The 24,532-nt window shown below is 72.2% G+C and carries 15 protein-coding genes; 3 read left to right on the forward strand and 12 right to left on the reverse strand.

What is annotated here, in order from left to right:
* Nucleotides 1-148 precede the first annotated feature (148 nt).
* From GV126_RS14385 to GV126_RS14400, 4 genes are all read right to left on the reverse strand, one after another.
* A complete protein-coding gene (locus tag GV126_RS14385; protein ID WP_236569989.1) occupies nt 149-1,663 on the reverse strand; it encodes a hypothetical protein in 1,515 nt (504 codons plus the stop codon).
* A gap of 230 nt (nt 1,664-1,893) precedes the next feature.
* A complete protein-coding gene (locus GV126_RS14390; protein ID WP_159666430.1) occupies nt 1,894-6,825 on the reverse strand; it encodes an NAD-glutamate dehydrogenase in 4,932 nt (1,643 codons plus the stop codon).
* 526 nt (nt 6,826-7,351) lie between these two features.
* Nucleotides 7,352-8,020, reverse strand: a complete 669-nt coding sequence (locus GV126_RS14395; RefSeq protein WP_159666431.1) for an HAD family hydrolase — start codon at nt 8,018-8,020, stop codon at nt 7,352-7,354.
* A gap of 30 nt (nt 8,021-8,050) precedes the next feature.
* On the reverse strand, nt 8,051-8,584 hold the full coding sequence (locus tag GV126_RS14400; protein ID WP_159666434.1) for a DUF6912 family protein: 534 nt from the start codon (nt 8,582-8,584) through the stop codon (nt 8,051-8,053).
* A gap of 896 nt (nt 8,585-9,480) precedes the next feature.
* Between GV126_RS14400 and GV126_RS36465 the strand changes: the two genes are divergently transcribed.
* Entirely contained in the window at nt 9,481-10,059 is a 579-nt protein-coding gene (locus GV126_RS36465; RefSeq protein WP_236569990.1) for an Rv3235 family protein, read from the forward strand.
* Between the two features lie 328 nt (nt 10,060-10,387).
* Here GV126_RS36465 and secA read toward each other — a convergent pair whose 3' ends face one another.
* Entirely contained in the window at nt 10,388-13,201 is a 2,814-nt protein-coding gene (secA, locus tag GV126_RS14410) for a preprotein translocase subunit SecA (RefSeq protein ID WP_159666437.1), read from the reverse strand.
* A gap of 292 nt (nt 13,202-13,493) precedes the next feature.
* On the opposite strand from secA, the gene GV126_RS14415 reads away from it, so the two are divergent.
* Both GV126_RS14415 and GV126_RS14420 read left to right on the forward strand, forming a co-directional pair.
* Nucleotides 13,494-14,075, forward strand: coding sequence for a GNAT family N-acetyltransferase (locus GV126_RS14415; RefSeq protein WP_159666440.1), 582 nt, complete (start codon nt 13,494-13,496; stop codon nt 14,073-14,075).
* Between the two features lie 150 nt (nt 14,076-14,225).
* Nucleotides 14,226-15,428: a winged helix-turn-helix domain-containing protein gene (locus GV126_RS14420; RefSeq protein WP_159666443.1), complete on the forward strand. Its 1,203-nt coding sequence runs from the start codon at nt 14,226-14,228 to the stop codon at nt 15,426-15,428.
* A 138-nt stretch (nt 15,429-15,566) separates the two neighbouring features.
* Here GV126_RS14420 and GV126_RS14425 read toward each other — a convergent pair whose 3' ends face one another.
* The 7 genes from GV126_RS14425 to mtnA all read right to left on the reverse strand — a co-directional run bounded on the left by GV126_RS14425 (nt 15,567) and on the right by mtnA (nt 24,513).
* Nucleotides 15,567-16,313, reverse strand: a complete 747-nt coding sequence (locus GV126_RS14425; RefSeq protein WP_159666446.1) for a response regulator — start codon at nt 16,311-16,313, stop codon at nt 15,567-15,569.
* 218 nt (nt 16,314-16,531) lie between these two features.
* A complete protein-coding gene (gene hpf, locus GV126_RS14430) occupies nt 16,532-17,224 on the reverse strand; it encodes a ribosome hibernation-promoting factor, HPF/YfiA family (protein ID WP_159666449.1) in 693 nt (230 codons plus the stop codon).
* A gap of 327 nt (nt 17,225-17,551) precedes the next feature.
* The gene (locus GV126_RS14435; RefSeq protein WP_159666452.1) at nt 17,552-18,442 is read right to left on the reverse strand and encodes a ComF family protein; all 891 of its coding nucleotides are present in this window, start codon (nt 18,440-18,442) and stop codon (nt 17,552-17,554) included.
* Nucleotides 18,443-18,609: 167 nt separating this feature from the next.
* The gene (locus tag GV126_RS14440) at nt 18,610-20,454 is read right to left on the reverse strand and encodes an LpqB family beta-propeller domain-containing protein (RefSeq protein ID WP_159666455.1); all 1,845 of its coding nucleotides are present in this window, start codon (nt 20,452-20,454) and stop codon (nt 18,610-18,612) included.
* Complete coding sequence (mtrB, locus tag GV126_RS14445) at nt 20,444-22,537, reverse strand: MtrAB system histidine kinase MtrB (RefSeq protein WP_159666458.1); 2,094 nt, start codon at nt 22,535-22,537, stop codon at nt 20,444-20,446. The genes GV126_RS14440 and mtrB overlap by 11 nt, the downstream gene beginning before the upstream one ends.
* 1 nt (nt 22,538) lies before the next feature.
* Nucleotides 22,539-23,228, reverse strand: coding sequence for a two-component system response regulator MtrA (mtrA, locus tag GV126_RS14450; RefSeq protein WP_003975799.1), 690 nt, complete (start codon nt 23,226-23,228; stop codon nt 22,539-22,541).
* Between the two features lie 133 nt (nt 23,229-23,361).
* The gene (mtnA, locus tag GV126_RS14455) at nt 23,362-24,513 is read right to left on the reverse strand and encodes an S-methyl-5-thioribose-1-phosphate isomerase (protein WP_159666461.1); all 1,152 of its coding nucleotides are present in this window, start codon (nt 24,511-24,513) and stop codon (nt 23,362-23,364) included.
* Nucleotides 24,514-24,532: the final 19 nt, after the last annotated feature.

Below are 24,532 nucleotides of genomic sequence, written 5' to 3' on the forward strand. Positions count from 1 at the left end.
TGGTGGGGCCCCCCCCCTCCCCCCCCCGCCCCCTGCCGCCCCCCGCCCCCCGCCCCGCCCCCCCGGGCTCCCCGGCTTTCTCCCGGGGGGCCGCGCCCGGGCGGGAGAGGGCTGTGCAGTTCTCCTCCCCCCGCCGCACCCCGCCCGGTCAGGGCGTGGCCGCGTACAGCACCTGGTCGTCCGGGCCGTGGGTCACCGGGCGCAGGCCCGGCTGCATCGGGCGCGTGCTGTCGAGGACCCAGCGCACGTGGTACCGGCGCAGGATCTCCCGCCGCTCGCCGGGCGGTGTGCGGCGGGTGTAGTAGATCTGCACAGCCTTCTCGCGCCGTGCCGCGTCCCGCAGGAAGAAGTCCGGGTAGCCGGGGGCGACGGTGCGGGGGCCGTAGGCCGGCAGGAGCCGGTTGGGGAAGTCGCGAGCCATCACGACGTCGCCGCAGCGCACGTACGGGGTGATCCACTCGTAGGTGGACCAGGGCGGGGTGTAGTGGACCGCGAGCGCCTCGGGCAGCGCGGCCCGCCCCACGACGTAGCCGAGCACACCGGCCTGGGTCCAGGCGCCCACGGCCAGCGCGCCGGCCAGCGCCCGGGCCCAGCCGATGCGCACCGCGCGCCGGTGGCCCCGGTGGAGCCCCTCCAGCGCGGCGGCGAGCTGCGCCGGGATCAGCGCCGCGGGCAGGGCCCGGCCCCACTCGTAGTGGGCGCTGGCGTATCCCGCCGCGCACACCAGCGCGCCCAGCGCGAAGAAGCCCGCCAGCACGTCCCACCGGTCCCGGCGCAGGCGCAACACCAGTGCGGCCACGCCGAGCAGCGCCAGCCAGTACCGGCCGGCGAACTCGGTGTAGAGGGCGCGGTGCACCCCGTCCAGGTCGTCACCGGCCCAGAACAGGGCGAAGAAGTCGTAGTACGGCCACAGCCACAGCACCAGCAGCCCCACCGCCGTGCCGGCGGCGAGCCGCGGCCACCGCGCCCGCGGCGGACGTGCGGCGATCACCACGGCCAGGTCGCCGAGCGTGGCGATGATCCCGGTGAACTGGTGGCACAGCAGGATCACCGCCCACAGCGCCCCGAGCCCCAGCCACACCCCCCACCCACCGGGGGCGCGCAGCGCCCGGGTCAGCCAGGCCCAGTGGTGGAACGCCAGGCCCAGGGCGAACACGCTCGGGTACGACACCGTCAGCGCCAGGGAGTTCAGGGAGACGAACCCGCTCCAGTTGATGACGGCGGTCCCCCAGAGCAGCACGAGGCTGAACGCGGCCAGCGCGGGTGCGGCCCGGTGGGTGCTCAGTGTCCGTACGTACCGCCACACGCCCGTCGCCAGCAGCGTCAGCCCGGCCAGCGCGGCGAGCCGCAGGACATCGAAGACCGGCAGCCGGCCGAGTCGGGCCACGCAGCCGAGCAGCACCATCCACGGCGAGTAGTAGGGGCTGGGGGTGTCCGCGTCCACGAGCGGGTTGCCGGGGTGGCGCAGGCTGTGCCGCAGTCGTTCGACGGTGGCCGCGTGCATGCCCAGGTCACCGGCCCAGGGCAGCCGCACGATCACCACGAGCAGCAGCACGAGAAGCAGCGCGGCGGCGGCCCGGGAGGCGGCCAGCCGTCGTCCGGTGCCCGGCGAGCGCGGTGCGACGCGGCCGGAGGGGCGCGCCTCAGGCGGCGCGGCGCGCATCGTGCGGGAAGACCCAGGCCGGAGGGCTCTCGGTGAGGTTCACAGTCACGCGCGCAACTTTATCCGAATGATCCCGATTAGCAGGAAAGGGTAAATTTGTTGTGCGGCGTTTCCCCGACCACGGGAAGAGAACGACAAGAGGCGCCCCGGGCCTTCGCGGCCCGGGGCGCCTCTTGTGTCGTGTCGGGTGCCGTGCGGCGCCGCGCGGGCGGGCGCGGCGCCGTCAGGCTCTAGGAGTGCGTGCGCAGCAGCGTGCGCATCGTCCGCATCGCCACCGACAGGTTGGCCAGATCGAACGCGTCCGAACTGCGGATCTCCTCCAGCGTGGTGCGCGCCCGCGACAGGATCGCCGCGTTCTTCTGCTCCCACACCTGGAACCGCTGCTCGGGCGTCGAGGTGCCGTCGCCCACGGCCAGCACGTCCGCGGTCAGCGCCGCGTGGGCCGCGTACAGGTCCTCGCGGATCGCCGCGCGGGCCATGGACTGCCAGCGGTCGGCGCGCGGCAGCTCGATGATGCGGTCCATCAGCTGGGTGATGTCCAGCCGGTCGGCGAGGTCGTAGTACACCTCGGCGACGTCCATCGGGTCCTTGCCCATGCGGTCGGCCACCGAGACGATGTCCAGGGCCGGGAAGGCCGAGGAGAACCCGGCCACGCGGGTGGCCAGCTCGTCGGGGACACCGGCGGCGGACAGCTCGTCGTAGACCTGCTGGTACCAGTCCAGGTCCGCACCCTTGAGCAGCTTGGGCAGCTGCGCCCACACCTGCTCGACCCGGTCGGAGAAGAACTCCACCGTCTCGCTCAGCTGCAGCGGCTGCGGCCGGTTGTTCAGCAGCCAGCGGGTGCCGCGCTCGACCAGGCGGCGCGAGTGCAGCCGGATCCGGGTCTGGACGTCGGCCGGGACCTTGTTGTCCAGGGCCTCCACCGCGTCCCACACCGGCGCCGAGCGGAAGATCGCGCGGGCCGCGGTCTGCGCCCGGACGATCTCCTCCAGCGACGCGCCGGTCTCCTCCCGCAGCCGGTGCAGGTAGGTCGTACCACCGGTGTTGACGGTGTCGTTGACCAGCACCGTCGTGGTGATCTCGCGGCGCAGCGGGTGGTTGTCGATCTGCTCGGCGAACCGCTCGCGCAGCGGCGTCGGGAAGTAGGCGTGCAGCAGACCACGCAGGTACGGGTCGTCCGGCAGGGACGTGCGCAGCAGCTCCTCCGCGACCGTGATCTTGGTGTAGGCGAGCAGGACGGCCGTCTCCGGGCCGGTCAGACCGGCTCCGGCGGCCAGCCGCTCCCGGATCTGGCGGTCGGTGGGCAGGAACTCCAGCGCCCGGTCCAGGTGGCCCTCGCGCACCAGGTGCTTCATGAAGCGCTGCTGGGCGTGGAGCATGTCCTTGGACTGGGCGAGCGCGTTGGCGATCGCCGTGTTCTGCGCGTAGTTGTTGCGCAGCACCAGCGCGCCGACCTCGTCGGTCATCTCGGCGAGCAGCTTGTTGCGCTGCTTGACGGTCATGTCGCCGTCGGTGACCAGGCCGTTGAGCAGGATCTTGATGTTCACCTCGTGGTCGGAGGTGTCCACGCCCGCGCTGTTGTCGATGGCGTCGGTGTTGACCTTGCCTCCGGCCTGCGCGAACTCGATCCGGCCCAGCTGGGTGCAGCCCAGGTTGCCGCCCTCGCCGACCACCTTGACCCTCAGGTCCCGGCCGTCGACGCGAATGGCGTCGTTGGCCTTGTCGCCGACGTCCGCGTTCGACTCGGTGGAGGCCTTGACGTACGTGCCGATGCCGCCGTTCCACAGCAGGTCCACCGGGGCCTTGAGGATGGCCCGCATCAGGTCCGCCGGGGTCATCTTGGTGACGCCGGAGTCGATGCCGAGGGCCTCGCGGATGTGCGCGTTGACCGGGATGGACTTCAGGGAGCGCGGGAAGATCCCGCCGCCCGCCGACAGCAGCTCGGTGTTGTAGTCGGCCCAGCTGGAGCGCGGCAGCTCGAACAGGCGGCGGCGCTCGGCGTAGGAGGTGGCCGCGTCCGGGTTGGGGTCGATGAAGATGTGCCGGTGGTCGAAGGCGGCGACCAGGCGGATGTGCTCGCTCAGCAGCATGCCGTTGCCGAACACGTCACCGGACATGTCACCGATGCCGACGACCGTGAAGTCCTCGCTCTGGGTGTTAACGCCCAGCTCGCGGAAGTGCCGCTTGACCGACTCCCAGGCGCCGCGGGCGGTGATGCCCATGCCCTTGTGGTCGTAGCCCGCCGAGCCGCCGGAGGCGAAGGCGTCACCGAGCCAGAAGTTGTACTTCCCGGCGACCTCGTTGGCGATGTCGGAGAACGTCGCGGTGCCCTTGTCGGCGGCGACGACGAGGTAGGTGTCGTCGCCGTCGTGCCGGACGACGTCCCGGGGCGGGACGACCTCGCCCGCGACCATGTTGTCGGTGATGTCCAGCAGCGCCGAGATGAACGTCTTGTAGCTGGCGATACCTTCCGCCATCCACGCGTCCCGGTCCACCGCCGGGTCGGGCAGCTGCTTGGCGACGAAGCCGCCCTTGGCGCCCACCGGCACGATGACGGTGTTCTTCACCATCTGCGCCTTGACCAGGCCGAGGATCTCGGTGCGGAAGTCCTCGCGCCGGTCGGACCAGCGCAGACCGCCGCGGGCGACCTTGCCGAAGCGCAGGTGCACGCCCTCCACCCGCGGCGAGTACACCCAGATCTCGAACGCCGGGCGCGGCGCCGGCAGGTCCGGGATGGCCTGCGGGTCGAACTTCATGGAGACGTAGTCGTGCGGCTCGCCCGCGGCGTTCTTCTGGAAGAAGTTCGTGCGCAGGGTGGCCTTGATGACCGTCAGGAAGGACCTGAGGATGCGGTCCTCGTCCAGCGAGGCCACCTGGTCCAGGGCCGCGTCGGCCTCCTCCAGCAGCGCGTCGACCAGCTCGTGCCCGGCCCGCTGCCGCTCCGGCGACATCCGCGCCTCGAACAGCGAGACCAGCAGGCGGGTGGTGTGGACGTTGTTGCGGAGGGTGTCCTCCATGTAGTCCTGGCTGAAGGTCGAGCCCGCCTGGCGCAGGTACTTGGCGTAGGCGCGCAGCACCATCGCCTGGCGCCAGGTGAGCCCGGCGCTCAGCACCAGCGCGTTGAACCCGTCGTTCTCCGCCTTGCCGGTCCAGGCGGCGGCGAAGGCGTCCTGGAACCGCTCACGGGCGTCGTCGGCGAGGTGGTCCCCGCCGGTCGCCGCGAGCGGGATACGCAGACCGAAGTCGTAGATCCACGCCGTGGTGCGGTCCGCGCAGCGCAGCTCATAGGGCCGCTCGTCGGTGACCTCCACGCCGAGCCGGCTGAGCACCGGCAGGACCTGCGAGAGGGAGACCGAGCCGCCCTTCTGGTAGATCTTGAAACGGCGTTCCTCGGGGCCGGCGCCCACCGGTTCGTACAGGCTCAGCGCGAACGTCTTGTCCTCGCCCAGCTGTTCCAGGTTCACCAGGTCGGCGACCGCGGCGCGCGGGGTGTGGTCGGCCTTGTAGCCCTCGGGGAAGGCGTGGGTGTAGCGGCGCAGCAGCTCGGCGGCGCGCTCCTCGCCCAGCTCGGCGGTCAGCGCCTCGGAGAAGGCGTCCGCCCAGGAGCGGGCGGCCTCCACCAGGCGGGCCTCAATGCGCTCCTTGTCGGCGTCGGACAGCTCCGGCAGCTCGGTGCCCTGCGGGACGCGGACCACGAAGTGCAGCCGGGACAGGATCGACTCGGTGTTCCAGGCGGTGAAGTCGACGCTGGTGCCGCCCAGCTCCTCCTTGAGGATGTCGATGATCCGCAGACGCACGCCGGTGGTGTAGCGGTCGCGCGGCAGGTAGACCAGCGCCGAGTAGTAGCGCCCGTACTCGTCCTGGCGCAGGTACAGCCGCAGCCGGCGGCGCTCCTGCAGGTACAGCACGGACGTGGCGATCGACTGCAGCTCGGCGGCCGGCGTCTGGAACAGCTCGTCGCGCGGGTAGGTCTCCAGGATCTGCAGCAGGTCGCGCCCGTCGTGACTGTTGGGCGAGAAGCCGGCCAGCTCCAGCACTTCCTCCACCTTGCGGCGGATCACCGGCACCCGGCGCACCGACTCGGTGTAGGCGGCCGAGGAGAACAGCCCGAGGAAGCGCCGCTCACCGACGACGTTGCCCTGCTCGTCGAACTTCTTGACGCCGATGTAGTCCAGGTACGACGGCCGGTGCACGGTGGCCCGGCTGTTGGCCTTGGTCAGCACGAGCAGCTTGTGCTCGCGGGCCTTGACGCGCGCGTCCGTGGGCAGCCGCTCGAAGGACTCGCTGACCGGGTGGTTGTCGTCGCCGGAGTGCTGCGGGTCCGCGCGCAGTATGCCGAGCCCGGTGCCGGGCACGGCCGCCAGGGAGTCGTCCTCGCGCAGCCGGTACTCGCGGTAGCCGAGGAAGGTGAAGTGGTCGTCGGCCAGCCAGCGCAGCAGCTCGCGGGCCTCCTCGACCTGCTGTCCGGGCAGGTCGGCGGGCAGCGGCTCGTCGGGCAGGCCGTCGGCGAGCCGGGTGGCCGCGCCGCGCATCTTCTCCCAGTCCTCCACGGCCTCACGCACGTCGGAGAGCACGCGCAGCAGGTCCGCGGTGATCTGCTTCAGGTCGGCGCGGTCCGTCTCGCGGTCGATCTCCACGTGGATCCAGGACTCGACGTGGGCGTCGTGCGACAGCGGCTCGCCCGCCGACGCCTCGGGCAGCACCTCGAGGAGCTTGCCGGTCACGTCCCGGCGCACCACGACCTGCGGGTGGACGACCACGTGGATGCCGCGGCCCTGCCGGGTCAGCTCGTTGGTGACCGAGTCGACCAGGAACGGCATGTCGTCGGTGACGACCTCGACGACGGAGTGGCTGCACGTCCAGCCGTTCTCCTCGACCGTCGGGGTGTGCACGCGCACGTTCGCCGTGCCCTGCGGGCGGTGCTCGGCCAGGCGGTAGTGCGAGAAAGCGGCTCCGAAGACGTCGACCGGGTCGCGGTCGGCAAGGTCCTCCGGGGCGGTGTGCAGGTAGTAGCGCTGGAGGAACGCGAGCACGGCGTCCCGGTCCGGGGTGCCCTGGTCCGTCGTCCCGGTCGGGAGGTGTCCCCCGGCCGGACTGTTCTCAGCTACCCGGGCGGCCCTCTCGAGCAGCTCGGCCTTGGCTTCGTCCAGCTTGGTCTGCATTGTCCTCTGGCTCCTGTCGCGCGCCGTTGCGTGACGTTGAAGGAAGTACGGTCTCTTCCCTTTCGGCATGACGTCGCGGACCGGGGTGTCCGGTCCCTTCCGACGCTATGCCGCTGGGTGAGATGAGCGGGGGGATATCGGCCATTTTCGACACGCCCGGCGGGTGTGACGCTGCTCTCGCCGGCGTCGCTGCCCGGGGTTGACGCGGCGTCCTGGGAGCCGTCGAGGCTCCGTGCCGCCCGCGAGGACCAGCGACCGCCGCCCGGTCACGGATGTCCTCCGTGCACTCCGGGCGCAGAGCGGAGACGACGGCGCCCCCGCGAACTATCGCGCTGATCACGCCACAAGGCTATCGCTCCTTCCGGGTCACCCGTCATGAGCCGTATGTGTACAAAACCGGGGGTCGAACTTTGACGTTCTGCACAGGGGTGACGGGATCCGGAACGGCGTATGCGACGTGGCGACCAGACGTGGGGCACGTGCCCCGGCCAGGCGGAACGCTGTCCGAACGACGCGCCGGGGCGGCTCAGGCCGCGAGGCGGTGTGCCTCGGCGACCGCCTCGTGGAGGGTGTCCACCACCGGCACGCCGGCCTCCTCCAGGCTGGCACGGCTGTGGGAGCCGCCCGTGTACAGCACCGCCCGCGCTCCCGCGTGCCGCGCGGCCAGCGCGTCGTCGGCTGCGTCCCCGATCACCACCGTGCGCGCGGGGTTCACGGCGTCGGCCAGCGCGCCCAGGTGTCGCACCATGTGCTCGGCCTTGCTGCCGCCGGAGGGCCCGGTCCGCCCGTCGACGCGTATGAAGTGCGTCTCGATGCCCAGGCCCCGCACCAGCGGGAGCAGCTCCTCATGCCCGTACATGCTCAGGATCGACTGGCTGTGCCCGGCCGACGTCCACCCCTCGAGCAGCTCCACCGCTCCCTCGGCCAGCCCGCAGCGGACCCGGTGCTCGGCGTAGTAGCGGTGGAAGACCTCGTCCATGAGGTCCCACTCGTCCGGGGTGGGCAGCCGGCCCATCAGCCGCTCGTAGAACTTCGGCACCGGCACGCAGTACAGCGCGCGGTACTGCTCCAGGGTGATCGGCTCCAGGCCGATCACCGCGAAGGCGGCGTTCGTCGCGCCGACGACCGCGTCGTTGTCGTGGAACAGCGTGCCGTTCCAGTCCCAGACGATGTGCGCCCCTGACTGCTTCCCCATGCCGGAAAACGTACCCCCCGCCACTGACAGTCAGATCCCGTCCGAGGTCCCGCCGCCCTGACCGACGAGGTTGGGGATCTCCTGGGTGGCGTACCAGAGCAGTTCGTGGTCCTCGGCGCCGTCCACGACGAACTGCGCGTCGTCGTCGCCCTCGTCCGCCGCCCCCAGCGCCTGCGCCGCCGCAGCCACGTCCTTCTCCGCGTCGTCCGCGTCCACGTGCACCGCGGCCGCCTTGGCCAGCCGTACGGCCCCCGTCACCCGCACCTCGCCCAGCGCCGCGGGGTCCAGGCTGCGGTCGGGGTCGGCGCTCGCCGTGCCGTCGGGCACGTCGACGGCGACCACGACCCGGCGGCGCGGTACGGCCGGGTCGGCCGCCAGCAGCCGCAGCGAGGCCAGCGCGGCCCGGTTCAGCGCGGCGTACTCCAGCTCCTCCATGTCGTCGGAGAGGTACCACTCGCGCAGGGCGGGCGTGACGGCGTAGGCGACAAGACCGTCCGCGCCCAGCTCACCCGTCCTGTGCGCCTCGGCGAGACCGGGGAGGGTCAGGGGTACGTAGACGCGCATGGCTGGCCGCTTTCCTGGTCATGTCGTGGGTCGGAGGACTCCGCGGGGCTTGCCGGAGACGGCCTTCAGGATACGTGCGGCGTCCCCTTTCGTGTCCCTGACCGCCCCCGCGCAGGCGTCCACCGAGCGCCCCGCGACTCACCCGGTGCCACCCCGGCCTCCCAAGGTTTCGCCGATGTGCGACCCCCCGGATGAGTGAATGTGCCGGCCGCCCAGAGCGCACCGCGCCGTCCTTGCCCGCCCCGAACGGGTCCCGTACAAGATCCCCAGCAGGAAGTTACCGCTCGGTACAGACCGTGCCGTCACGACCAGAACGGGGACTCATGTACAAGGTCATGACCAGGGCCCAGCGCCGTCCGGGCTCCCGCCCGCCGGGCCGCCACGACACCCGCCGCCCCGCCGGCACCCCGGGCACCCGCTCGAGCCGCCCGACGAACACCACCGGCCCCCTGGGCACGCCTGTGGCGCCGGGGTCGGGGCCGGGTGCTCCCGCGGCGCGATCGGGGCCGGGCGCTTTCTCGGCGCCGGGAACGAGGCCGGGCACTCCCTCGGCTCCCGGATCCCGGCCGGGCGCTCCCGCGGCCGCAGGACTCGCGCGAGGCGCTGCCACGGCCGCCACGGCCTCGGCATCCCGGACCCGGCCGGGCACGGCCGCGGACCGCGTCCAGAACGCCTCACGCGCCGTCGCCCAGCCATGGGCGGGACGGACAGCCCAGCCATGGGCGGGACGGACAGGACCGGCAGGGACGGTTGCGGCTGTCCGGCCGGGAACGGGCAGGACGGCCGCTGCGGGGCACCAGGCGGCCACGGGACCCGCTGCGGGACAACCGGCGGGCGCGACAGCCGCTACGGGGCAGGGACCGGGCAGGACGGCGGCAACGGGACAGCCGGCGGCCATGACCCCCGCAGCCGGCCGGCGGGCGGGCATCAAGGCCGCCGCACGGGCGCAGGCGGGCGCCTCCGCCGTCCGGCAGCATGCGGGCGCAGCCGCCGTTGCCCGGCCGCGGACGGGAGCGGCCGTCGCGCAGCAGTCCGCCGTCGCACAGCAGTCCGCCGTCGTGCCGCCATCGGCCGCACGGGCCGTGTCCGCCGCGCCGAGCGGCGTAGGGCCGAGTGGCGTCGGCCCGACGGCCGACCCTGTCACCACGGACGTCTTCGCCGAGAAGCTGCTCGCCGTGCTCAGCGGGCAGCGGCCCGTCCACTGGATGCTGCGGCACACCGTCGGCCACGCCTACGACGATCTGGCCCGGCTCGCCGAGCGCTTCCCGCTGCGTGCCCGCGGCACCCGGCCCGTCGTGCGCGACATCGGCCACTGCGAGCCGCGCCCGGGCGCCCTGGAGGTCTTCGCCCGCATCGCCGCCGGAGAACAGCTTCGCGCGCTGGCGTTCCGGCTGGAGCAGGGCAGTGACCTGCGCTGGCGCTGCACGGCGGTGGAACTCGGCGGCCCCCGCCCACCGCGCCGCCACGACGACTGAGCGCGTAGGGGCGAGCCCGGCGCGCGTGGATGCGCAGGGGCGCGGTCCGGGCACGTCTGAGTGCCTCTGGGTGCGTCTGGGCGAGCCTGAGCGCGTCTGGGGAAGCCCGAGGGGCGCCGCTGGGCGCGTCTGGGGAAGCCCGAGGCGCCGCTGGGCTCACCCGGCCGCGCCGAGCATGCCGCAGCGCCGCCGAGTGCGCCTGGCCGCGCCGAGGGTGCCTGAGCGCGGCCGGGCGTGGCGCCGCGCACCGCGCACGCGGAAGGGCCGGGCCCTCCTCCGAGGTGCCCGGCCCTTCCTCACGGTTCGCGGCCGACTGCCGCCGCGGCCGTCACTTCTTGCGGCGCCGCCCGCCCTTGGCCTGCTTGCGGCGCTCGGCGCGGGTGAGCCCGTCGGACTCGGAGCGGAGCGGCTGGCCGTCGGTGGCGAACTCGCCCTCGATGATGCCGCCCTCCCCGTCCACGGTCGGCGCGGAGAAGTGCAGGTCGCGCCGCTGCGGCACGTCCAGCCCCTTGGCCCGGATCTCCGGGCGTCCCGCCTGCGCCGGCACCGCGTCCTGGGGCGCCTTCTCCAGGGACGGCGCCGCGTCCTCGACCGGGACCTCCTCGACCTGCTGCTCGACCTGGACCTCCAGGTTGAACAGGTAGCCGACGGACTCCTCCTTGATGCCGTCCATCATCGCGGAGAACATGTCGAAGCCCTCGCGCTGGTACTCGACCAGCGGGTCCTTCTGCGCCATCGCGCGCAGGCCGATGCCCTCCTGGAGGTAGTCCATCTCGTAGAGGTGCTCGCGCCACTTGCGGTCCAGCACCGACAGCACGACCCGGCGCTCCAGCTCGCGCATGATCTCCGAGCCGAGCTGCGCCTCGCGGGCCTCGTACTGCTCGTGGATGTCGTCCTTGATGGACTCGGCGATGAACTCGGCGGTCAGACCGGCGCGGTCGCCGGCCGCCTCCTCCAGCTCCTCCACGGTCACCTTGACCGGGTACAGCTGCCTGAAGGCGCCCCACAGCCGGTCCAGGTCCCAGTCCTCCGGGAAGCCCTCGGCGGTCTCCGCCTGCACGTAGGCGTCGATCGTGTCGTCCATGAAGTGCTGGATCTGCTCGCGCAGGTCCTCGCCCTCCAGGACGCGGCGCCGCTCGCCGTAGATGACCTCGCGCTGACGGTTGAGGACCTCGTCGTACTTCAGGACGTTCTTGCGGGTCTCGAAGTTCTGCGTCTCGACCTGTGCCTGCGCGGACGCAATCGCGCGCGTGACCATCTTGTTCTCGATCGGCACGTCGTCGGGGACGTTGGCCATGGACATCACACGCTCGACCATCTGCGCCTTGAACAGGCGCATGAGGTCGTCACCGAGGGAGAGGTAGAAGCGGGACTCGCCCGGGTCGCCCTGACGGCCGCTGCGGCCGCGCAGCTGGTTGTCGATCCGGCGCGACTCGTGCCGCTCGGTGCCGAGCACGTAGAGGCCGCCGAGCTTCTCGACCTCCTCCTTCTCGGCCTTGACGGCCTCCTCGGCCCGCTTGAGCGCCTCGGGCAGGGCCGCGGCCCACTCCTCGATGTGCTCCTCGGGGTCGAGGCCGCGCTGGCGCAGCTCCGCCTCGGCGAGGTCCTCGGGGTTGCCGCCGAGCTTGATGTCCGTACCACGGCCGGCCATGTTCGTCGCGACGGTCACGGCGCCCTTGCGGCCGGCCTGGGCGACGATCTGCGCCTCGCGCTCGTGGTGCTTGGCGTTGAGCACCTCGTGCTGGATGCCGCGCTTGCTGAGCTGCTGCGAGAGGTACTCCGACTTCTCGACGGACGTGGTGCCGACCAGGATCGGCTGGCCCTTCTCGTGCTTCTCGGCGATGTCGTCGACGACCGCCTCGAACTTGGCGACCTCGGTGCGGTAGATCAGGTCCGACTGGTCCTTGCGGATCATCGGCTTGTTGGTCGGGATCGGGACCACGCCGAGCTTGTAGATCTGGTGGAACTCGGCGGCCTCGGTCATCGCCGTACCGGTCATGCCGGAGAGCTTCTTGTAGAGGCGGAAGAAGTTCTGCAGGGTGATCGTGGCGAGCGTCTGGTTCTCGTCCTTGATGTCCACCCCTTCCTTCGCCTCGATCGCCTGGTGCATGCCCTCGTTGTAGCGGCGGCCGGCGAGGATACGGCCGGTGTGCTCGTCGACGATCATGACCTCGCCGTCGATGACGACGTAGTCCTTGTCGCGCTTGAACAGCTCCTTGGCCTTGATGGCGTTGTTCAGGTAACCCACCAGCGGCGTGTTCACCGACTCGTAGAGGTTGTCGATGCCCAGCCAGTCCTCGACCTTGGTGACGCCGGACTCGTGGATGGCGACCGTGCGCTTCTTCTCGTCGACGTCGTAGTCGCCGGTCTCCTCGATGCCCTTGAGCGGGTTACCGGCCTCGCCGCGCTTGAGGCGGGTGACCAGCTTGGCGAAGTCGCCGTACCACTTGGTGGCCTGGTCGGCCGGGCCGGAGATGATCAGCGGCGTACGGGCCTCGTCGATGAGGATGGAGTCGACCTCGTCGACGATGGCGAAGTTGTGCCCGCGCTGGACCAGCTCGTCCTTGGACCAGGCCATGTTGTCGCGCAGGTAGTCGAAGCCGAACTCGTTGTTCGTGCCGTAGGTGATGTCGCAGGCGTACTGCTCGCGGCGCTGGGCCGGCGTCATGTTGGCGAGGATGCAGCCGACGGACAGGCCGAGGAACTTGTGGACGCGGCCCATCATCTCGGAGTCGCGCTCGGCCAGGTAGTCGTTGACCGTCACGATGTGCACGCCGTCGCCGGAGATGGCGTTGAGGTACGCGGGCAGGGTGCCGACCAGGGTCTTGCCCTCACCGGTCTTCATCTCGGCGACGTACCCCATGTGCAGGGCGGCGCCGCCCATCATCTGCACGTCGTAATGGCGCTGGCCCAGGACGCGCTTGGCGGCCTCGCGCACCGTGGCGAAGGCCTCGGGGAGCAGGTCGTCCAGGGACTCGCCGTCGGCGTACCGCTGCTTGTACTCATCGGTGAGGGCCCGCAGCTCGGCGTCGGAGAGGTCGACGAAGTCCTCTTCGATGGAGTTGACCTGGTCCGCGATGCGGTGCAGCTTGCGCAGGATCTTGCCTTCGCCTGCACGCATGATCTTCGAGAGGACGGACACGGGGGTTGGTCTCCTTGCCGGTCGGGCCTGGGACGGTCAGTTTCCATGTGACGCTACTGAGCAACGGCCATCGTATGCGAGGACAGCGCCCAGCCGGGAGGGCCTGCCGCGAGGGCACCCCATCCATTGCTCCGCGTCGCCTTCATAGCGGACAGTCGCCTTCACAGAGGACAACGGCCGGGGTGCGCCGATGGTGCCGCGTCCCGCCCGGGAATTGCGCGAATTGTGATCGCGACCTCACGCGGGGCGAAAAAGCATGGCGCCTCGGCTCCCACCCGCGCAGAATCGGCCGATGGAACCCGTCACGCTCACCACCGACCGCCTCGTCCTGCGCACCGTCGGCCCGCGGGACACCGACGCGGTGTACGCCGCCGCGCAGGATCCGGACATCCAGCGCTGGACCACGCTGCCCTCCCCCTACCTGCACGAGCACGCGCGGGTCTTCTGCGAGCAGACGGTCCCCTACGGCTGGGCCGACGGCTCGATGTACGCCTTCGGCCTCTTCCTCGGCGCACCGGACGGGGACCTGGTGGGCATGCTCGGCATCCACCTGCGCTCCACCGGCACGGCGGAGATCGGCTACTGGTGCGCGAAGGAGCACCGCGGCCGCGGCTACATCACCGAGGCCGCGCGCGCCGCGGCCCGCTGGTCCTTCACCCGCCTCGCCGTCGACCGCCTGGAGTGGCGCGCCGAGGTCGGCAACACGGCCTCCCGCGCGGTGGCCGAACGGGCCGGTTTCACCGTCGAGGGCGTCCTGCGCTGCGCGCTCGACAACCAGGGGGTGCGCCGGGACTGCTGGGTGGGCTCGCTGCTGCCCTCGGACCTGGGCCTGCCGTCGACGGCCCCGTACCTGCCGGCACCCGCCCGGGCCTGATCGTGGCCCAGCGCTGACCGTGCCCCCCGGGCCTGACCCGTGTCCCGGGCCTGACCGCGCCCCGGGTCCTGACCGCAGCCGTCCGCGGGCCACCGGCGAACATCGCAGTTCAGCTGCCGTTGTCAGTGCCGGCTCCTATCGTGCTCAGGCATGACCACGCTCCCGCGTCCCACCCTCGACCTCTCGGCCGACGAAGCCCGCCGGATCGTCCTGCGCGCCCAGGGCCTGCTCGGTGCCCCCGACCGGCGGGCCGGCGTCCGCGGTGTCCTGCGCAGCCTCGGTGCGGTCCAGCTCGACACCATCTCCGTCCTCGCCCGCTCCCACGAGCTGATCCCCTACGCCCGGCTGGGTGCGGTCGGCCGCAAGGCCGTCCACGACGCCTACTGGACCGCCACCGTGGGCGGCGCCGCTCCGGTGCGCCCGCACGCCTTCGAGTACTGGTCGCACGCCGCCTGCATCCTGCCCATCGAGGAGTGGCCCCACTTCGCCTTCCGCCGCCGCGCCTACCGCAACCGCCCGCACTGGAACCACGAGCTGCCCGGCGGCGCCTACGAGCAGGTCATCAAGCAGCTGCGCACCGAAGGCCCCCTGACGGCCACGGAGCTGGGCGGGGCGAAGCGGACGAGCGAGTGGTGGGACTGGTCCGGCGCGAAGGTCGCCGTCGAGCGCGCCCTGATGTACGGCGAGGTGGTCTGTGTCCAGCGGCGCGGCTGGAAACGGGTCTACGACCTGGCCGAGCGCGCCGTCCCGCAGGAGCTGCTGCACGACGAGCTGGACGACACCGAGTGCCTGCGCCGCCTGGTCCGGCTGGCCGGGCGGTCCCTGGGCGTGGGCACCCGTGCGGACATCGCCGACTACCACCGGCTCAAGGGCGAGCAGGTCGACGCGGTGCTGGCGGACTCGGGTCTGGTGCCGGTCCGGGTCGAGGGCTGGTCCAAGCCGGCCTGGGCGGATCCGGAGGCGCTGGCCACGCCGCCGCGCGGCCGGCACCGCACCACGCTGCTGTCCCCGTTCGACTCCCTGATCTGGGAGCGGGCGCGCACCGAGCGGATCTTCGGCTTCACCCACCGGCTGGAGGCCTATGTGCCCAGGCACAAGCGGGTGCACGGCTACTTCGCGATGCCGGTGCTCGCCGGGGGCCGGCTGGTCGGACGGGTGGACCCGGCCCGCGAGGGCCGGACCCTGGTCGCCAAGCAGATCACTCTGGACGGGGCCAGGGCCGTACCGGCGGTGGCGCAGGCCCTGGTCGAGGCGGCGAGCTGGGTGGACTGCACGGACGTCCGTGTCGAGCGGGTGGACGCTCCCGAACTGCACGCACCGCTCACGCAGGAGCTGGCCCGCATCCTGGCCTGACCACTGAGCCGGCGCCGTCCCGCGCCCGGGCCGGGGTCCTCCCGCCCGGGCGGAAGACCCGGCGGCCTACCGGACCTACCGGATCTACTGGATCTACTGGATCTACTGGATCCGCTGGATCGATCGAATCGCCGGGGTCTACCTGATCTCCAGGATCTTCTCCCGCATCGCGTAGACCACCGCCTCCATCCTGGAGTGCAGCTGGAGCTTCTCCAGGATGTTGCGCACGTGGTTCTTCACGGTGTTCTCCGAGATGAACAGCTCCTTGGCGATGTCCCGGTTGTTCATCCCGGTGGCCACCAGCTTGAGGACCTCCAGCTCCCGGTCGGTCAGCCGGGGCGCGGGGACCAGCCGACGCTCGTCGGTGCGCTGGATCATCGACTTGAACTCGGTGAGCAGCTTCGACGCCATGGAGGGGCTGATCTGCGACTGGCCGTCGGCCACCGCGCGGATGGCGGTGGCCACCTCGTCGGTGGAGATCTCCTTCAGCAGGTAGCCGGTCGCCCCGGCCTTGATCGCGTCGTAGAGGTCGGCTTCCTCGTCGCTGATCGTCAGCATGATGATCTTGGCGCTGGGGGCGACCTCCTTGATGGAGGTACAGGCCTCGATGCCGCCCCGCCTGGGCATCCGTACGTCCATCAGAACGATGTCGGGCAGCAGGTCGGCGGCCTTGTCGACGGCTTCGGCGCCGTCGCCCGCCTCCCCGACGACCTGGATGTCCTCCTCGGCGGCGAGCACGATCTCCAGGCCGCGACGGAAGAGGGCGTGGTCGTCCACGACAAGGACTCTGATCGGCTCCTTGCGGGACGTGCCCGTGTCCGGGCCCATGCCGGCGACATCGCCGTCGGCATCCTCGTCCCGCATCGGTCCGAAGCTGTCCGTCATCGCTGCTTCCTCCCCCTGAGGCTCTGGCCCGGCGTGCGGCACCGTGGCCAACCCAAGGCAACGGCCTGTCCGTTGAGCCGTTGCGGCCATGATTCCATGTCCGGCCGACACTGCGGTGACCAAGAGGTGCGCGCGGGGGGCGCGTGGGAGTCGCACGCCGATGCCCCTGGGGGCGCACACGCGCTCCAGGGGCACCGGCTCGTGGTCGGCCGGGTGGGTCAGCCGCCGAGCGTGCCGCCCGCCTCGGGAGAGTGCTCCTGGGTGATCATCGTGTCCGTCCTGAGGTGGATCACGCCGTAGTCGTAGGCGTGCCTCCGGTAGACGACGCTGGGTTCCTTGGTCTCGGAGTCGACGAACAGATAGAAGTCGTGTCCGACCAGCTCCATCTCGTACAGGGCCTGGTCGAGGGTCATCGGAGCGGCGACGTGGGTCTTCTCGCGGACGACGAGCGGTCCCTCCCCCTGCACCTCGAGCGACCCGACCTTCTTGGTGGGGACCTGATCCGCCCCCTCTTCCGTCGCGGTCGCGCCGGTGCCGTTCAGTGTCGCCACGCCCGGGACGTGGTCGGGGACCTCGGCCGCCGAGACCCGCCGTGCGCCACGGCGGGAGAAACGCTTGTCGTGCTGCTTGCGCAGCCGGGCACCCAGCTTCTCCGCCGCCAGGTCGAGCGCCGCGTACGGATCGCTGGCGGCTGCCTCCGCCCGGATCACCGGACCGCGGGAGCGGAGCGTGATCTCCACTCGGTCACAGCGGTCGGCCTGTCGGGGGTTGGGCTCCTTGGACACCTCGACGTCGAGGCTGATCACCTTGGCATCGAGCCTCTGGATCTTCTCCAGGTTCAGCTTCTCGGCCACGTGCTTGCGGAACCGCTCGGGCACCTCGGTCTTGCGGCCCTTGACGACGATGTCCACGCAGAACTCCGTTCCCGGAACGCTCCGCTTCGACGGCGGAGCAACTCCCTTTGCACCTGGTCCCGGTCGGGTCCGGAACCTCGGACTCGGTGACGTCCACCTCCTCCCCCGTGGGCGGGATCCACACCCTGCCCGCACGGGTCGCGGAAAAAATCACAAACCCGCGGCGCGGCATTCCGATATGAGGGGAAGACCGGCGCCCGACGGGCGCCTTTCCCTCACAACTGAACATATCTCGCGCGGGCGGATGGCGTCACCCTCTACCCTGAGGTACCTCCGTTCAGGTGAATTGGTGCTCGTATTACCTGCAACGACGCGCGTTTTCTGTCAGTTCCTGTTTATGACGAAGGAATCCGGCGAGGCCGCGACGACGGCCGCGCAGATGACATCACCCGCGTCGTCCGCGCCCACGAATTCCGCTGCGCGATACACCGGGTTCCCCTCCTTCCGCGGCCCTCCCGCTCTGTGTTCCCCCATCTCTTCCCGGACCCGCGCCGCGTACACGGCCGACTTCACCGCCCGTGCCGCCTCGCGCAACGAGGCGCCCGTGGTCATCAGGTCGTCGACCAGCACGACCGGCCCGGTCAGCAGCAGCCGGGCACCTCCCGGCACCGTCCCGAGCGCCCCGGCGAGGTTGTCCAGGCGCTGCCGGGAGTCCAGCCGTGCCTGGTCGGACACGGCACGCCGCTGCCGCAGGACGGCCAGTACCCGGGCCGCGATGCCGCTGCGGCGCAGCTCGCCCGCCGCCGCCAGCGCGATCCGCCGCGCCGGATCATGCCCACGGGCCCGTACGGCCGCCCGGGCCGAGGGCACGGGCACCAGCAGCACCGGCGCACCGCCCCGGGCCGCGCCGGTCCCGGCCACCACCGACCGGCCGCACTCCACCGGCACGCTCACCGCACCCGGCCGCGCACCCGTCGCCGCCTCCCGCAGTCCGGCCCGCACCGCGCCCGCCAGGGCGGCGCCCAGCGGAGCGGCGAGGACCAGCCGGCCCCGTTCCTTGTGGGCGAGCAGGGTCGCCCGCACCTCGTCCGCGTACACGGCCGCCGCGTGCACGGCCGGCAGCCCCGGTGGTTCGGGCACCGGCCGTACCCGGCGCGGCACCGCACCACCGAGCGCGGCACGGCACCGGGGACACAGCACCGTGCGCGGCTTGCCGCAGCCGGAGCACTCGGCCGGCAGCACCAGGTCGGTCAGGTCCTGCCACCACCCGCGCATGGCTCCACTGTCCCAACCCGGCGCCACCCCGGCCACCGCTGTGGACAACGGGCGGCCGCCGCCTGTGGACAACCTCGTGGACGCCCGCACGGCGTTCCCTCACACGGGTGCACGCACCGCAGGTGCCCCCTGATGACCAGGGAGATCGTCCGGGGCGCCGGGCCGTCTCAGCCGGGATACACCGGAGCCGAGCCGTCCTTGACCACCTTCTGCCACTGCGCCCCGGCCGGCAGCCGCACGATGCCGTCCTCCGAGTACGCCACCAGCGGCAGCCGGCCGTCGGCGGTCGCGGCGATCGACTTCACTCCCGTCAGCGCGGCGGGCGCCGGGCCCTCCGGTGTGGAGCCGTCGACCTGGACGTACCGCATCGTCTGCACGCCGCCCTGTTCGCGCCCGGCCACCACGAGCCGGCTGTCGCCCGCCCACGACATCGCGGTGACGTCCTCCAGTTCGGGCGCCGCGGAGCGCAGTTCGAGCACCGACACCACCGGCCGGACCCCGCTCTCGCCGTCCCGTTCGATCCGCCCGATGAGCAGGGACTTCGTGGCGTCCTTGTGCTCGACGACGAGCGCGATGCGCACCCCGTCGGCGGCCACCCGCACCGCGTCGATGCGCCCGTCCAGCCCGGGCACCCGCACCTCGACCGGCTCGCCCGAGCCGTGTTCCAGCACCATCAGCCGCGGCCGTGCCGGGTCGCGGTCGGCCACCCACAGATCACCGCGCGCGTCCCAGCTGGGCGGGGTGAGCCGGTCGTTCTTGGTCTTGCCCCGGCTGCGCACCACCGGCGCCCCGAGCGTGCTGCCCGACGCCAGCGGGGCGACGAACAGCGCCGCCTTGTCGGCGCTCACCCCGGCCGCGGTGCGCTCGTCCCAGGAGACGGCCGCCGAGGTGAGCCGCTGCAGTCCCTCGCCCAGCGGGCCCGGCACCGGGTCCGGGTAGGTGCCGGTGGTGCCGGCGGCGAGCCGGACCAGCCGCTGCTTGTCGTCGAGGAAGTACAGGTATTCCGGTTGTTTCAGCGAGCCGCGGGTGGCCAGGGTCTCGGCGCGGTCCTCGCCGAGCGTGCACAGCGTGCTGCCGTCGGGCCGCTCCAGGGTGACCGTGTCCACGGTGGGCGTCAGGTTCTGCAGCGTGAACAGCAGCTGGGTCGCCATCTGCCGGCACTGGCGCTGCCCGACCCGGGAGGCGTTGCCGTTCAGCGGCACCGTGAGCCGGTTCTGGTCGTCGGGGGTCAGCGCGGTCACGCCCTTGCGCAGCGCCGTGCCCGTCGGGAAGCTCGACCTGACCACCGGGCCGAGCCAGTGCGTGGGACCGGCCAGCAGCGAACGCACCATCTGCGTCATCGCGTCCACCCGCCGCCGCACGTACACGGGGTCGGCGACGGCCGTGACGGGACCCACCGATCCCGTCTCCTCGCCGGTGTTGGAGGCGAAGTAGTACTTGTCGACGGACACGTAGTTGCGCTGGAAGTCCGACTGCCCCATGACGACGCCCTGCGGCAGCCTGTCGATGCGCCACTGCCCCGTCTTCCTGTTCCGGGTCAGGTGCACCGGCTGGTTGTAGCGGCCGTGCAGGGGCGTGTACGACTGCTCGTGGTCCACCTGTGCCACCGTGGTGCCGGTCAGCGTGAACGCGTACGCGTCGGCGTCCTCCTGCCCCGTCGTACGGTCGACCCGGATGTCCGGCCCGCCGGAGAGCACGGTCGTGGACCGCTCCGGCGCCCACCGCCGCGCGGCCGCGCCGGTCAGATACTGGCGCGCCGTCGCGTACTGCGGATCGTCGCTGGTCAGCGCCTCCAGGAAGCCCTGCACGATCTCCGACGGCGGCGCGTCGTCCCGCGGTGGCGTCGCGAACACGCGGACCTCGGCGTCCTGGCGCGGTGTGGACTCCACGTTGCGCAGGTCCCCGCTGTCGGGCATCGAGGCGCACCCCGTCAGCAGCACCGCCCCCACACCGGCGTACGCCAGCGCGCGCATCGGTCGCCGCCGCGCGCCCCCCGCGCGGTCAGCGCCCACCGAATGCCTCCCCTTCCTGCGTCGCGTCCCGCGGCCCGGCTCCCTCCGGGGCCGTGGGGCGCGTGGTCCGTTCCGTCGTCGCCGGCCGTGCCGCGGAGGCGGGTGCGGCCGGCTGCGGGCGGGCGCCCGAGGCGGGCCGGGGCACCACGCGTGCGCCGCTGCCCGGCAGCGCCGTCGGGTCGGCCGCCGGTACCGCCGCGGCCGTCCGGTTCGCCCTCGGGTCCCGGACCGGCATCGCGCTCCGCTCGCCGGTCGCCTGTGCCGGGACGGTGGCCCGCTTGCCGTCGCCGCCGGGCAGGCCGGCGCCGTCCAGTCCCCGGTTGCGCCGAGAGTCCTTGGGCTCCAGGGGTATCGGCGAGCCCCGCAGCGGCTCGTCGGCGGTCCGCGGCAGCGTCAGCCGGAACTGGGAGCCGCCGCCCGGCTCGCCCCACGCCTGCAGCCAGCCACCGTGCAGCCGGGCGTCCTCCAGGGCGATCGACAGCCCCAGCCCCGTGCCGCCGGTGGTCCGCGCGCGGGCCGGGTCGGCCCGCCAGAACCGGCTGAAGACGCGGGTGGCCTCTCCCGGCTTGAGCCCCACGCCGTAGTCGCGCACCGCGACCGCGACCGCACCGCCGGCCGCGGCGAGCCGGACGACGACGTCACGGCCCTCGCCGTGTTCGACGGCGTTGACGACGAGGTTGCGCAGGATGCGCTCCACCCGGCGCGCGTCGGCCTCGGCGACCACGGGCTGCTGGTCGCCGACGACCCGTATCACCGTGCCCTTGCGCTCCGCGAGCGGTTCCGCGCCGCTGACCACGCGCCGCACGACCTCGCGCAGGTCGACCGGCTCGGCCTCCAGCGCCGCCGCGCCGGCGTCGAAGCGGCTGATCTCCAGCAGGTCCGCCAGCAGCGACTCGAACCGGTCGAGCTGGTCGGCGAGCAGTTCCGCCGAGCGCGCCGTGACCGGGTCGAAGTCCTCGCGCGCCTCGTGGATGACGTCGGCCGCCATCCGCACGGTCGTCAGCGGTGTGCGCAGCTCGTGCGAGACGTCGGAGACGAACCGGCGCTGCATCCGCGACAGGTCCTCCAGCTGGTTGATCTTCAGCTGCAGGTTCTGCGCCATCTTGTTGAAGGCCTCGCCCAGGCGCGCGATGTCGTCCTCGCCGGTGACCTTCATCCGCTCCTGCAGCCGCCCGGCCGACAGCCGCTCGGCGATCCCGGCGGCCATCCGCACCGGCGTGACCACCTGCCGCACCACCAGCCAGGCGATCGCCCCGAGCAGCACGACGACGAACAGACCGGCCGTCGCCAGGGTGCCCTTGACCAGGCTGAGCGACTTCTCCTCCTGCGTCAGCGGAAAGAGGTAGTACAGCTCGTACGGGTCACCGTTGGGGTCGTCGACCCGCTTGCCGATGACGAGCGCGGGCTCCGGCTTCTTGTCGGTGTCCTTGTAGATGATGCGGGTGTAGCTCTGCGCGGCGGTCGTGCTGCTGTTGATCCGGGAGCGCAGGTCGCCGGGGACGCTCGCGGTGGGGTCCACCTGGCCGGAGGCGCGCGGGCCGCGCCCGCCGCCGCTCTCGTCGCCCGCGGGCAGCGTGACCACGTCGAAGGCGCCCTGGCCACCGCTGGAGAGCGACAGCACCAGCTCGCTCATCCAGGAGATGACGTTCTGCGAGGAGTGGCCGTCGGAGCCGGTGCCGTCGTCGGAGGTGCCGGCCGCCGCCTCGTCGGCCTTCTGCTTGGCCACCGCGAACCCGCCGGTGGCCTGGCTCTGGGACGCCTTCACCTTGGCCTCGAGCAGCCCGTTGCGGACCTGGCCGATGACGACGAAGCCCAGCAGCAGCACCACGCCCAGCGACATCAGCAGCGTGGTGACGACCACCTTGAGCTGGATGTTGCGCCGCCACAGCCGCATCACCGGCAGCAGCGGCCGGCGCACCCAGCGCAGCAGCAGCCGCAGGACCGGGCTGCCCTGCACACCACCGTGCAGCAGCCCGCCCTCCAGCAGGCGCGCCCAGAAGGAGCCCGCGCTGTTCCGGCCGACAGGCCGCCCGGCGCGGGCCCCGGTGCGTCCGGGCGCCGAAGCGGCACTGTCCCCGGACATGTCAGCTCGGCCCGGCCTTGTAACCGACACCACGGACGGTCACCACGATCTCGGGCTTCTCCGGGTCCTTCTCCACCTTCGAGCGCAGCCGCTGGACGTGCACGTTCACCAGCCGCGTGTCGGCCGCGTGCCGGTAGCCCCACACCTGCTCCAGCAGCACCTCGCGCGTGAACACCTGCCACGGCTTGCGGGCCAGCGCCACCAGCAGGTCGAACTCCAGCGGGGTCAGCGCGATGGACTGCCCGTCCCGCTTCACCGAGTGACCGGCCACGTCGATGACGAGGTCGCCGATGGCCAGCTGCTCCGGCGCCGGCTCCTCCGACCTGCGCAGCCGCGCCCGGATCCGGGCCACCAGCTCCTTGGGCTTGAACGGCTTGACGATGTAGTCGTCGGCGCCGGACTCCAGGCCGACGACGACATCCACGGTGTCGCTCTTGGCCGTCAGCATCACGATCGGCACCCCGGACTCCGCCCGGATCAGCCGGCACACCTCGATGCCGTCCCGGCCGGGCAGCATCAGGTCCAGCAGCACCAGATCGGGCTTGGTCTCACGGAAAGCGGCCAGCGCCTTGTCGCCGTCGGCTACGAAAGACGGCTCGAAACCCTCACCACGCAGCACGATCCCGAGCATCTCGGCCAGTGCGGTGTCGTCGTCGACGACAAGGACTCGTCCCTTCATAAACGACATCATCCCATTCTCGTAACGGTCTCAGGGGTGCTGGTGAGGCAGGTCACTGGCCTGTGACGATAGTCGTAGGCAGTCGTCACTGTCTGCCTCGGCCCGAGAACGGGACGCCGACCGCCCTTCCGGGACCACGCAGCGGTTACGGCCGCTGACCCACCGTCGACCGGCGCGAGCGGGCGCACAGCTCGGCCAGCCCCTCGGCGGTCACCGGGGAGACCGCGCCCTCCTCGGTGACGATCGCGGTGACCAGCTCCGGCGGGGTCACGTCGAAGGCCGGGTTGTAGGCCTGCGTGCCGAGCGGCGCGACCGGCAGACCCCCGCCCGCCCCCGTCACCGGCGCCTGCGGAGCCATGATCTCGGTGACCTCGTAGCCGGGACGCTGCTCGACCTCGATGGACGCCCCGTCCGGGGTGTCCGGGTCCACCGTCGTCACCGGGGCCACCACGATGAACGGCACATGGTGGTAGCGCGCCAGCACCGCGAGCGGATAGCTGCCCACCTTGTTCGCCACCGAGCCGTCGGCCGCGATGCGGTCCGCGCCGATCAGCACCGCGTCCACCTCACCCGCCGCGAACAGCGAACCGGCCGCGTTGTCGGTGAGCACCGTGTACGCCAGGTCGTTGCGCGCCGCCTCGTACGCCGTCAGCCGCGCACCCTGCAGCAGCGGCCGCGTCTCGTCCACCCACAGCCGGCGCAGCCGGCCCGCGCGGTGTGCCGCGAGCGCCACCGCGAACGCGGTGCCCTCCCCGCCCGACACCAGCGATCCGGTGTTGCAGTGGGTGAGGATCCGGTGCCCGCCGCCGGGCTGCAGCTCGTCCAGCAGCGCCAGCCCGTGCTCGGCCATCCGGGCACTGGCCCGGGCATCCTCCTGGTGCAGCTGCCGCGCCGCAGCCAGCGCGGCCGGGGCCGCCTGCCGGGGATCGCCGGTCTTGGCGAGCGCGGCCTGGTAGGCGGACAGCGCCCGGCGCACGCCGACGGAGAGGTTGACCGCGGTGGGCCGGGCGTTCTCCAGCGCCCGCGCGGCGTCGTCCACGTCGAACCCGCGGGCGGCGGCGAGCGCGACGCCGTACGCCCCGGCGATCCCCAGCAGCGGCGCGCCGCGCACCGCCAGCGACTGGATCGCCTCCACCAGCGCGGGCGCGTCCGTGCACACCAGCTCCACCTCCTCGGCGGGCAGCCGGGTCTGGTCGAGAAGGACCAGGACGGGGCCCTCGGGCGGCTCCTCCCAGCGGATGACCGGCGTACCCGCCGGCCGGTTGTCCTGACGGGTCTGCGCGTACTGATCAGCCATGCCGTCAGTCTTCCCCGTA

This window comes from Streptomyces mexicanus (assembly GCF_902506575.1).
GTDB classification, from domain to species: Bacteria; Actinomycetota; Actinomycetes; order Streptomycetales; family Streptomycetaceae; genus Streptomyces; species Streptomyces mexicanus.

Excerpts from the sequence above, each read along its gene's own strand:
- GV126_RS14385 (WP_236569989.1), bottom strand. The coding sequence starts at position 1,663 with ATGCGCGCCGCGCCGCCTGAGGCGCGCCCCTCCGGCCGCGTCGCACCG.
- GV126_RS14390 (WP_159666430.1), bottom strand. The coding sequence starts at position 6,825 with ATGCAGACCAAGCTGGACGAAGCCAAGGCCGAGCTGCTCGAGAGGGCC.
- GV126_RS14395 (WP_159666431.1), bottom strand. The coding sequence starts at position 8,020 with ATGGGGAAGCAGTCAGGGGCGCACATCGTCTGGGACTGGAACGGCACG.
- GV126_RS14400 (WP_159666434.1), bottom strand. The coding sequence starts at position 8,584 with ATGCGCGTCTACGTACCCCTGACCCTCCCCGGTCTCGCCGAGGCGCAC.
- GV126_RS36465 (WP_236569990.1), top strand. The coding sequence starts at position 9,481 with ATGACCCCCGCAGCCGGCCGGCGGGCGGGCATCAAGGCCGCCGCACGG.
- GV126_RS14415 (WP_159666440.1), top strand. The coding sequence starts at position 13,494 with ATGGAACCCGTCACGCTCACCACCGACCGCCTCGTCCTGCGCACCGTC.
- GV126_RS14420 (WP_159666443.1), top strand. The coding sequence starts at position 14,226 with ATGACCACGCTCCCGCGTCCCACCCTCGACCTCTCGGCCGACGAAGCC.
- GV126_RS14425 (WP_159666446.1), bottom strand. The coding sequence starts at position 16,313 with ATGACGGACAGCTTCGGACCGATGCGGGACGAGGATGCCGACGGCGAT.
- GV126_RS14435 (WP_159666452.1), bottom strand. The coding sequence starts at position 18,442 with ATGCGCGGGTGGTGGCAGGACCTGACCGACCTGGTGCTGCCGGCCGAG.
- mtrB (WP_159666458.1), bottom strand. The coding sequence starts at position 22,537 with ATGTCCGGGGACAGTGCCGCTTCGGCGCCCGGACGCACCGGGGCCCGC.
- mtrA (WP_003975799.1), bottom strand. The coding sequence starts at position 23,228 with ATGATGTCGTTTATGAAGGGACGAGTCCTTGTCGTCGACGACGACACC.
- mtnA (WP_159666461.1), bottom strand. The coding sequence starts at position 24,513 with ATGGCTGATCAGTACGCGCAGACCCGTCAGGACAACCGGCCGGCGGGT.